12 protein-coding genes and 1 pseudogene are annotated in these 9,792 nt (G+C 63.7%); 8 read left to right on the top strand and 5 right to left on the bottom strand.

The window, feature by feature from the left end:
• A partial coding sequence (locus tag M0954_RS06985) for an alpha/beta hydrolase (RefSeq protein WP_297352317.1) occupies positions 1-288 on the bottom strand: 288 nt, incomplete at its 3' end.
• A gap of 209 nt (positions 289-497) precedes the next feature.
• On the opposite strand from M0954_RS06985, the gene M0954_RS06980 reads away from it, so the two are divergent.
• From M0954_RS06980 to M0954_RS06955, 6 genes are all read left to right on the top strand, one after another.
• Positions 498-944 carry a VOC family protein gene (locus tag M0954_RS06980; RefSeq protein ID WP_166660789.1) on the top strand — a complete coding sequence of 149 codons (447 nt, stop codon included), beginning with the start codon at positions 498-500 and terminating at the stop codon, positions 942-944.
• Positions 945-960: 16 nt separating this feature from the next.
• Positions 961-1,902 (top strand): glyoxylate/hydroxypyruvate reductase A, encoded by a 942-nt coding sequence (locus M0954_RS06975; protein ID WP_297352315.1) that lies wholly within the window; start codon positions 961-963, stop codon positions 1,900-1,902.
• A gap of 41 nt (positions 1,903-1,943) precedes the next feature.
• The gene (locus tag M0954_RS06970) at positions 1,944-2,870 is read left to right on the top strand and encodes a hydroxymethylglutaryl-CoA lyase (protein WP_297352313.1); all 927 of its coding nucleotides are present in this window, start codon (positions 1,944-1,946) and stop codon (positions 2,868-2,870) included.
• 25 nt (positions 2,871-2,895) lie between these two features.
• On the top strand, positions 2,896-3,417 hold the full coding sequence (locus tag M0954_RS06965) for a YbaK/EbsC family protein (RefSeq protein WP_122153208.1): 522 nt from the start codon (positions 2,896-2,898) through the stop codon (positions 3,415-3,417).
• Positions 3,414-3,647 (top strand): DUF1289 domain-containing protein, encoded by a 234-nt coding sequence (locus M0954_RS06960; protein WP_122153207.1) that lies wholly within the window; start codon positions 3,414-3,416, stop codon positions 3,645-3,647. Before M0954_RS06965 ends, M0954_RS06960 begins: the two co-directional genes overlap by 4 nt.
• Before the next feature lie 70 nt (positions 3,648-3,717).
• Positions 3,718-4,653, top strand: a complete 936-nt coding sequence (locus M0954_RS06955; RefSeq protein WP_123385937.1) for an MBL fold metallo-hydrolase — start codon at positions 3,718-3,720, stop codon at positions 4,651-4,653.
• Positions 4,654-4,868: 215 nt separating this feature from the next.
• Here the strand turns inward: M0954_RS06955 and M0954_RS06950 are convergent, their stop codons facing one another.
• Positions 4,869-5,783, bottom strand: coding sequence for a DMT family transporter (locus M0954_RS06950; RefSeq protein ID WP_133892702.1), 915 nt, complete (start codon positions 5,781-5,783; stop codon positions 4,869-4,871).
• A gap of 115 nt (positions 5,784-5,898) precedes the next feature.
• Here M0954_RS06950 and M0954_RS06945 point away from each other — a divergent pair, with 115 nt between their 5' ends.
• Positions 5,899-6,372 carry an Lrp/AsnC family transcriptional regulator gene (locus M0954_RS06945; protein ID WP_122153206.1) on the top strand — a complete coding sequence of 158 codons (474 nt, stop codon included), beginning with the start codon at positions 5,899-5,901 and terminating at the stop codon, positions 6,370-6,372.
• Positions 6,373-6,386: 14 nt separating this feature from the next.
• On the opposite strand, the gene M0954_RS06940 is transcribed toward M0954_RS06945, so the two are convergent.
• On the bottom strand, positions 6,387-7,277 hold the full coding sequence (locus tag M0954_RS06940; RefSeq protein ID WP_297352311.1) for an alpha/beta hydrolase: 891 nt from the start codon (positions 7,275-7,277) through the stop codon (positions 6,387-6,389).
• A 317-nt stretch (positions 7,278-7,594) separates the two neighbouring features.
• Here M0954_RS06940 and M0954_RS06935 point away from each other — a divergent pair, with 317 nt between their 5' ends.
• Entirely contained in the window at positions 7,595-8,554 is a 960-nt protein-coding gene (locus M0954_RS06935) for a nitronate monooxygenase family protein (RefSeq protein WP_122153204.1), read from the top strand.
• A gap of 16 nt (positions 8,555-8,570) precedes the next feature.
• On the opposite strand, the gene M0954_RS06930 is transcribed toward M0954_RS06935, so the two are convergent.
• Together M0954_RS06930 and M0954_RS06925 are read right to left on the bottom strand one after the other, a co-directional pair.
• A complete protein-coding gene (locus tag M0954_RS06930) occupies positions 8,571-9,509 on the bottom strand; it encodes a LysR family transcriptional regulator (RefSeq protein ID WP_122153203.1) in 939 nt (312 codons plus the stop codon).
• A gap of 173 nt (positions 9,510-9,682) precedes the next feature.
• Positions 9,683-9,792, bottom strand: a pseudogene (locus M0954_RS06925) (porin); the annotation flags it as partial.

Raw genomic sequence — 9,792 nt, 5'->3', positions numbered from 1 at the left:
GCCCACCACGTCGCCCACATACGACGCCTGTTGCAACGCATGCGCCGCCGCAAGGCACCCGAAGCTATGCGCCGCCAGCACGAACGGCCCGCGTTCGCGCGCGAGCAGGTCGCGCACCGAGCGCGCCCAGGCCGCCAGGTCCGGCGCATCCCAATCCGCCTGTTCGACGCGCAACGAGCGGGCGAACTGCCGTTCGAGCCATGTCTGCCAATGCGCGCCCTCGCTGCCGTGCAGGCCCGGTACAGTCACGAGCCGTGGCGGCCACGTCGATTTGCTGCATGAAAGCATGATTCTCCTCGCTGCCGGAATCTGGAAACCTATTGTGGAGCGGGGCCCTGCGGACACGAACCAACTTTTTCTCATTTGCTTATTGGACAGCAACCCGGGACGCAGCCGGCACGCCTGCCCGGGTGCCAACCTGCCCGCCCGAGCCAAAGCGCGCGCAATCGGCCTCGAAAAAGTAGAATGAAGCCTATCCATAAAACGGAGGAGGCCCCATGTCGCAAGCGTCATCTGTCCAGCCACGAGCGCTGCAGCCGTTCCATCTGGCGTTTCCGGTCACCAGCCTGGAAAACGCACGCGCCTTCTACGGCGACCTGCTCGGCTGCCCGGAAGGACGCAGTTCGCCGGAGTGGGTCGATTTCGATTTTTTCGGCCACCAACTGGTGGCGCATCTCGCGCCCAATGAAACCGGCCGTGCCGGCGTCAATGCAGTGGACGGCGACGACGTGCCCGTGCGCCATTTCGGCGTCGTGCTAAGCACGGACGACTGGCACACCCTGGCCGACAAGCTCAAGGCGGCGGGCACGGCATTCATCATCGAGCCGCATATCCGCTTCGAAGGCGAAGTGGGCGAGCAGGCCACGATGTTCTTCCTCGACCCGTGCGGCAACGCGCTCGAATTCAAGGCCTTCAAGGACATCAGCCGCTTGTTCGCCAAGTGATGGCCGCACCGATCGCATGAAGATACTTTTCTGCACGCCTCAGTCCGAAGCCGCTTCCTGGCTGCACGATTTCTCCCGTGCACTGCCCGAGGCCGAACTGCGCGAATGGCAGCCGGGCGACATGGCGCCGGCTGACTTCGCTATCGTCTGGCGGCCGCCGCGCGAGATGCTGGCAGACCGCGAGGGCTTGCGCGCCATATTCAATCTCGGTGCGGGCGTCGACGCGATTCTAGCGCTCGAGCACGCGCATCCCGGCACCCTGCCGCGGTCCGCGCAACTCGTGCGCCTCGAAGACGGCGGCATGGCGCCGCAAATGGCCGAATACGTGACGCACGCCGTGCTGCGCTACCTGCGCCGCTTCGACGAATATAAAGCGCTGCAGGCGGAGCGCCGCTGGAAGGTGCTCGATCCGCATCCGCGCGACACCTTCACAGTCGGCGTGCTCGGCCTCGGCGTACTCGGCACCTACGTGGCCCGCGCTCTGGTCCCGTTCGGCATGCCGGTGCGCGGCTACAGCCGCAGCGCGCGGCAGATCGAAGGCGTGCAGACGTTCGCCGGCGAGGCGCAGTTCGAGGCGTTCCTCAGTGGCGTAAAGGTGCTGGTGAATCTGCTGCCGCACACCCTCGAGACGCACGACGTGCTGAACCAACGTACCTTCTCGAAGCTCGCACGCGGCGCCTATCTGATCAACGTCGCGCGCGGTGCACATCTGGTCGAACAGGATCTGCTCGACGCGCTCGCCGACGGTCAGATTGCCGCCGCTACGCTCGACGTGTTCCGCGAAGAACCGCTGCCGGTCGATCATCTGTTCTGGCAGGAGCCTCGCATCACGATCACTCCGCATAGCTCGGCGCAGACCTTGCGCGAAGAGAGCGTCGCCCAGGTCGCGCACAAGATTCTCGCTTTGATGCGCGGCGAGCCGGTGGGCGGGGTCGTCGATATCGACCGCGGATACTGAATTCCCAATACAGCGCCGCCTCGCGCGGCTGGAGACCCATCATGGCCATGCCACAAGCCGTCAAAGTCGTCGAAGTCGGTCCACGCGACGGACTGCAGAACGAAAAGGACTTCGTCCCCACCGCCGTCAAGATCGAACTGGTCAACCGCCTGTCCGCGGCTGGCTTTCGCAACGTCGAGTCGGCCTCGTTCGTCTCACCGAAGTGGGTGCCGCAGATGGCCGATGGCGCTGAATTGATGGCCGGCATCGAACGCCGGCCCGGCACGATCTATTCGGTGCTGACGCCGAATCTGCGTGGCTTCGAAGGCGCCCTTGCGGCCCGCGCCGACGAAATCGTGATCTTCGGCGCCGCCAGCGAAGCATTCTCGCAGCGGAACATCAATTGCAGCATCGCTGAGAGCATCGCGCGCTTCGAGCCCGTCGCTCGGGCCGCCAAGGAGCATGGCGTACGGATTCGCGGCAGTGTCTCGTGCGCGCTCGGCTGTCCGTATCAGGGTGAGGTGCCGGTGTCGTCGGTGGTGGATGTGGTCAAGCGGTTTGCCGCGCTCGGTTGCGACGAGATCGATATCGCGGACACGATCGGCGTGGGCACGCCCAAACGTACGCGCGAAGTATTTGCTGCGCTCACCGAAGTGTTTCCGCGCGAGCAACTGTCGGGGCACTTCCACGACACCTACGGCCAGGCACTTGCCAACATCTACGCTGCGCTGCACGAAGGAATTGAGATTTTTCACGCATCGGTAGCCGGGCTCGGCGGTTGTCCGTATGCGAAGGGCGCCACCGGCAACGTCGCTACCGAAGACGTGCTGTATCTGCTGCAAGGACTCGGTATCGAGACCGGTATCGATCTCGCCCAGGTCGTCGCGATCGGCGATTTCATCTCGACCTCGATCGGCAAGCCGAACAACTCGCGCGCCGGTAAAGCGTTGCTCGCCAAAGCACGCAGCGAACCGGCCTCGTGCGTCTAACTCACCTCTCACTGGAAAGTGCTTTATGACGGACAACGCTCCTACCCACGCCGACGATCTCAACGCATTGCCGGACTCGGCACGCCGCGTCGCATTGCTGCTGCGTGAGCGCGGCCACGCCGGACAGATCGTGATGCTGCCGGAAACCGGCAAGACGTCGGCCGAAGCTGCTGCAGGACTAGGCTGCGAGGTCGCACAGATCGCCAAATCGATCCTGTTTCGCCGCCGCGAAGACGATGCGCCTGTGTTGGTGATCGCGAGCGGCGCGAACCGCGTCGACGAGAAAAAGGTCGCAGCACAGGTCGGCGAGATTGGGCGCGCTGATGCGAAGTTCGTGCGCGAAAAGACCGGCTATGCGATCGGTGGCGTCTGCCCGATCGGCCACGCCACGCCGCCAGTTACGCTGATCGATGCAGACCTGCTGACGCTCGACACTCTTTGGGCCGCGGCTGGCCACCCGCATGCGGTATTCAATCTGTCGCCGCAGGAGCTGGTCGCCCTGACCGGCGCGCCAGTCGCCGACGTGGCGCTACGAGAAGCCGAATGACGACGGCAAGCACCGTGGACCAACAGAACACGGTTGCACCCGTGCCGTCGCCGTGCATCAATGTGTGCCGGATGGACGAAGCGAGCGGCTGGTGTGAAGGGTGTCTGCGCACCATCGATGAAATCGCGTGCTGGTCCACCTACGACGATGCCACCAGGCGCGCGGTCTGGGATGCACTCGACGATCGCCACGCGCAGTGGATGGCGCAAAACCGGCAGGCCGCGAAATGAATGCGGCGCCGCGCATCGTGATGCCGAAGCCCATGCAGGAGTCCGCTCAGTCGGCCCAGGAGTCCCATCCATCATGAGCTTACCGGCGTCGATTCAGGTGTTCGAGCGCGGCTGGTTGTCGTCGAACAACGTGCTGCTGGTTGACGATACCTGCGCCGCCTTGGTCGATACCGGTTACTCGACTCATGCGCCGCAAACGCGGACCTTAGTGCAGGCGGCGCTCGGCGAACGGCCGCTCGATCTGATCGTCAACACCCATCTGCACTCCGACCACTGCGGCGGCAACGCGTTACTGCAGGCGGCGTGGCCATGCCGCACGGCAATCCCCTCCGCTGAGGCGGAAGCGGTGCGCAACTGGGATGAGGCTCGCCTGACGTATCGCGGCACCGGCCAGACCTGCACGCGCTTCACCTTCACCGAGACGATCGCACCCGGCATGCACCTCAAGCTCGGCGCGCTCGACTGGGAGGTGCTCGGCGCACCTGGCCACGACCCGCACTCGCTGATGCTCTATTGCGCGGCAGAACGTGTGCTGATCAGCGCGGACGCACTATGGGAAAACGGTTTCGGTGTGATTTTTCCGGAGCTCGAAGGCGAAAGCGGCTTTGCGGAAGAACAAGCCGTGCTGGAGACCATCGCCAAGCTCGATGTGCGCACGGTGATCCCGGGTCACGGCGCGCCGTTCACGAATGTTGCGCAGGCGCTGGAGCGAGCGTTTTCGCGAGTCGCATGGTTGCGCGCCGATCCGGCGCGCAACGCGAAGAATGCACTGAAGGTGCTGATCGTGTTCAAGCTGCTCGAAGTGCGGACCATGACCTTCGATGCGCTCACACGCATGCTCGACAGCGCCAGCGCGATGCGCGCGGCTGCCACCATGCTCAAGCCGCGCGAGGAATGGCCAGCGCTGCTGCGCGGGCTGATCGAAGAACTGGCTGTGCAGGGCGGTCCGTTGACGGTGGATGGCTCATGTATCGTCGCACGCAATACCGTCACGCGTAGCGCGTGATCAGCGCCTAAGCGGAAGACAAGCGCCGTCGCTCAACAAACGTCAAAAACCGCGGCACAAAAAAGAAAGCCGCTCGCAAAGAATGGCGAGCGGCGGAATTCGGTCGACGTGATCATCGTCTACACAAATGATACCTGCGCGGGTTTTTTGACCGCATCGGTGATTTCCCTACAAAAGGTTGACACTGTCATCCGGCGGCACGGGGACAGGGCGGCTCAAGTCGGCGAGTAGCGGCGCTGCGGCACGAGGCGCCAGCCGAAGTTGACGCCTGCGGCAGCAAGCAGAATCAGCACAGCGCCGATCACCTGCACCCACGCAAGCTTCTGGCCGAATGCAACGCGATCGACAATGATCGCAACAACCGGATAGATGAACGAAAGCGCGCCGGTCATCGCCGTCGGCAGCTTCTGGATCGCGCCGTAGAGCAGCACATACATGATGCCGGTGTTCACGACGCCGAGCGTCACGAGTTCAAGCCAGTGCGCGCCGGTGGCAGGCAGCGCATCGAAGCGCACAAACGGCGCCAGCATCAGCACGCCGAGCCCCACCTGAATCAGCGCGATCAGATGCGGCGGCGTGCCTTTCAGATGTTTGGTGATGATCGACGACACCGCGTACATCGCCGCCGCGCCAACCGCATAAGCGATTCCTTCAAGGTACCGGCCCGGCACCGCGAGCACGGCGGGCTCGACCCGCACGACGAGCACGAGGCCACCGAACGCCACCAGCAACCACGCAACCGTCGAAGCGGTGATGCGTTCGCGAAACACCACCGCACCGAGCGCGACCAGCATGAATGGCTGCGTGTTGTAGACGGCGGTGGCCATCGAAATCGACGCGCGCGAATACGCCGCAAACAGCAGCACCCAGTTGACGACGATCGCCACACCGCCGAGCGCGGCGAGGCCCAGCATGCGCCAGGAGAACAGGTTGCGACGGAACAGTCCTAACGCCGCGCACACGAGGGCCAAGGTGGCGCCGCCGAACACGCAGCGAAAAAAAACCACATTGAACGCGCTCTGTTGCGACGATACGACCAGCCAGCCGATTGTCCCCGACATCAGCATCGCCACGGTCATCTCCGCCGCCCCGCGACTGGTGGCGCTCCCGCGCATTTCATTGGCAGCCATCTTCGCTCTCCCAGGATTGATCACTGTATGAGAGTCAGTGTATTTAATCCGGATGGTCGAATATATGGCTAAACTTAGGCATTTAACTGCCCAAACCTAATAATCGAAGGCAACCATGGCAAAGCGCCTTACGCCAGCTAGCCCCCCAGCTGCACTCGACGACACCGACCGGGCGCTCCTGGCGGCGCTCGCCGAAGATGCACGCCAGCCGGTCAGCGAACTGGCACGGCGGGTCGGCTTGTCCGCGCCCAGCACCGCCGAGCGTCTACGGCGGCTCGAGACCCAAGGCGTGATCGAGTGCTTCACCGTGCAGATCGATCCGCGCGCGCTCGGCTACACGCTGCAGGCAATCGTGCGCGTGAAGCCGTTGCCCGGGCAATTGCATCTGGTCGAAGACGTGATCCGGCGTATCCCGGAGTTCGTGGAGTGCGACAAGGTGACCGGCGACGACTGCTTCGTCTGCCGTCTGTATCTGCATTCGATCGAGCAGCTCGATGAAATCCTGTCGAAGGTGACGGAGCGCGCGGAAACCAGCACCGCCATCATCAAGTCGACGCCGGTCGCGCGCAGGCTGCCGCCGCTAGGCTGAGCGCGACCGAGCTTCTACTGCTCCACAGCTTCGAAGAAGGACAACATCTCCGAGACCAACTCCGTTGGCGCTTCCTCTGGGATGTAGTGCCCGCACGACAACGCTCGCCCGCTGACATCGCGCGCCACCTGGCGCCATTCCGCGAGCGGCTTGAAACACTTCTCGATCACGCCCTCCTCACCCCACAGCACGCGTAGCGGACAGCCAATCTTGTGGCCGCGTTCGATGTCGGCGCGATCATGGTCGAGGTCGATGGTCGCCGACGCACGGTAGTCCTCGCACATCGCATGCACCGCACCCGGTTGCCGCAACGCGCTGCGATAGGCGTCGAGCGCTTCGGGCGCAAACGGCGCCAGCCCGGCGTGGCGGCTGCCCATCACGCGGTCCACGTAGACGTCCGGATTGGCGCCGATCAGCGTCTCCGGCAAAGGCTCAGGCTGGATCAGGAAAAACCAGTGGAAATACAGCGTGGCAAAGGTGCGGTCGGTGGCTTCGTACATGGCGAGCGTCGGCGCGATGTCGAGCAGCATCAGACGTTCGACCGCGCCCGGATGATCGAGCGCCATGCGGTGCGCGACCCGTGCGCCGCGGTCATGGGCGCAGACCAGAAAACGCTCGTAGCCGAAGTGACGCATCACGGCGACCTGATCGGCCGCCATCGCACGTTTCGAATAAGCGGCGTGAGTGGCGTCGCTTGCCGGTTTGGCCGACGCGCCGTAGCCGCGCAAATCGGTGGCGATCACGGTGAAGTGCTCTGCGAGTTGCGCCGCGCACCGATGCCAGATCAGGTGCGTCTGCGGATGGCCATGCAGCAGCAAGAGAGGCGGCCCTGCCCCGCCCTTGACCCCGTATATGTCGACGTCGCCCGCGGCGACCCGGAAGGGCGTGAAATCCTCGAAGGGCATAGCGAGAGTCTCTTGTCGTTGTTCGTGAAAGCATTGTAGGAGCGCTGTGTATCCATACGGGGTGGGATAGGGCACGTAAGCGTAGAACCTGAACACTTCCTCCAACTGCGCCGACGCTGCAATCCGGCGGTCATTCGCCTATAATCGAACGATCGTTCGCAAACTGCAATGGCTTCATGGAGCTCGCCGGATTGCGGACGCAAGTCGCACAACGCACGCAGCAGCCACCTCAGACTCAGGCTGCGTCTTGTGCCACTACACTTCACATATGCCGGGCGTTCGACCCGCACCGGCTTGCCTGATAGGAGACTTGCGCCATGGCATTGCCCGCCGTCCTGCAGCACCTTGCGCTGCCCGTTGTTGCCTCGCCGATGTTCATCGTCAGCTACCCCGATCTGGTTCTCGCCCAATGCAAGGCCGGGATTGTCGGCTCGTTCCCGGCTTTGAATGCGCGGCCGGCGGAGCTGCTCGACGAATGGCTCACGCAGATTCAGGCGTCGCTCGCCGAACACAAGGCAGCCCATCCGGACGCCGTGATCGGTCCGATCGCCGTCAACCAGATCGTCCATCAGTCAAACGTGCGGCTCGAGCACGACGTGCGGGTGTGCGTCGAACATAAGGTGCCGATTTTCATCACTAGCCTGCGCGCGCCGGCCAAGGAAATTGTCGACGCGGTGCATAGCTACGGCGGCATCGTGCTGCACGACGTGATCAATATCCGTCATGCGCAGAAGGCGCTGGAAGCGGGCGTCGACGGTCTGATCCTGGTCGCGGCGGGTGCGGGCGGCCACGCAGGCACGACCTCCCCGTTTGCGCTGGTCGGCGAAGTGCGCCGCATGTTCGACGGCCCGATCGTGCTTTCCGGCGCGATTGCCAACGGCGGCTCGATCCTCGCAGCGCAAGCGATGGGCGCGGACCTCGCGTACATGGGCACGCGCTTTATCGCGACCCAGGAAGCGCATGCGGTGGAAAGCTACAAACATGCGATCGTCAACTCGAGCGCCTCGGACATCATCTACACCAACCTGTTCACCGGCGTGCACGGCAACTACATCCGCGAAAGCATCCTCAATGCCGGGCTCGATCCGGATGCGCTGCCGGCGTCGGACAAGACCGCAATGAATTTCGGCAGCGACAAGGCCAAGGCGTGGAAGGACATCTGGGGCGCAGGCCAGGGCGTCGGTCTGATGGACGACGTGCCGAGCGTCGGCGAACTGGTCGAGCGTCTGAAGAAGGAATACGACGAAGCGAAGGCGCGGCTGGGAATTGCGCGCTGACCGGCGAACGAGGCGCTTAGCTCACCGCGAGCGCCTTGATCTGCTCGAGCGACGGCCACAGCGCCTCGTTGGCAAAGCGCGCTACAAAAAAATCGACGAACGAGCGCACCTTCGCCGATAGATGGCGCCGGCTCGCGTACACGAGATGAATCGGCAGTTCGCGCGGCGTCGACTCGGCGACCAGCAGCGGCAGCAAGCGGCCGGTGGCGAGATCGTCGCCGATCACCTCGGTCCCGAGCATGGCGATCCCCGCCCCTTGCAACACAAGAACGCGCTGCGCTTCCAGCTGATTGACGATCAGGTTGCCGGACAGACTGACCCGCGCGCCGCCATCGCCGTTGGACGTAACGAAGTCCGGCGCCGATACGCCTGCGTACTGCAGATAGTTGTGACGCGCCAGGTCGGCCCGTTTCTGCGGCGTGCCATGCCGGCGCAGATAATCCGGCGAGGCGCACAGCACGAGGTGCGCGGTCGCAATCTGCCGCGCGATCAGCGAGGACGACTTCAGGCCGTGCGGCGAGGCCCGGATCGCGACATCGAAACCCTCGTCGATCAATTCGACCACACGGTCCGACAAGGTCATGTCCACGGTGACCTGCGGATACTGCGCGGCATAGTCGGCCACGGCGCTCATCACGTGACTCAGGCCGAATGCCGATAGCGACGACACCCGCAGACGGCCCTGCGGCACGATGCTCGCGGCGCCAACTGCCTGCCCCGCTTCGTCGAGTTCGGTCAGCACCTGACTCAAACGCTCGTAGTACTCGCGGCCCGCCTCGGTCGGAGCGACGCGCCGCGTGGTGCGATTAAGCAGGCGGGCGCCGAGTTGCTGCTCCAGATGCATCACGTGTTTGCTCGCCATCGCCGCGGACATCTCCATGCGCTCGGCAGCACCGACGAAGCTGCCCACCTCGACGACGTGGCGAAACACTTTCATGCTGACGAGGGTATCCATGGCAATCGCTCGTGAGAGGAATCAATCGATGCCATTCTGCCGTCTTTATCAAAGCAGCGTCAGCAAACCTGCGGTCTGAGGTACCGGTTGATAAAGCCAAAAACGACAAACCCCGCCTTCTCCCGAAGGCGGGGTTTGCAAAGCACAACGAAACGCGTGGCACCCCGAACCGATCAGAACTTCGTGCGGATACCTACGCCGTACGTCTGGCCCGAAGTCTGGCTGGTGAAGTGATCGTACATATATGCCGCGTAGACATCGGTGCGCTTGGACATCGGATAAT

The organism is Paraburkholderia sp., from assembly GCF_026225065.1.
Lineage (GTDB): Bacteria > Pseudomonadota > Gammaproteobacteria > Burkholderiales > Burkholderiaceae > Paraburkholderia.
The sequence above is the reverse complement of the archived record's forward strand: the minus strand, read 5'-3'. Positions and strand labels throughout refer to the sequence as shown.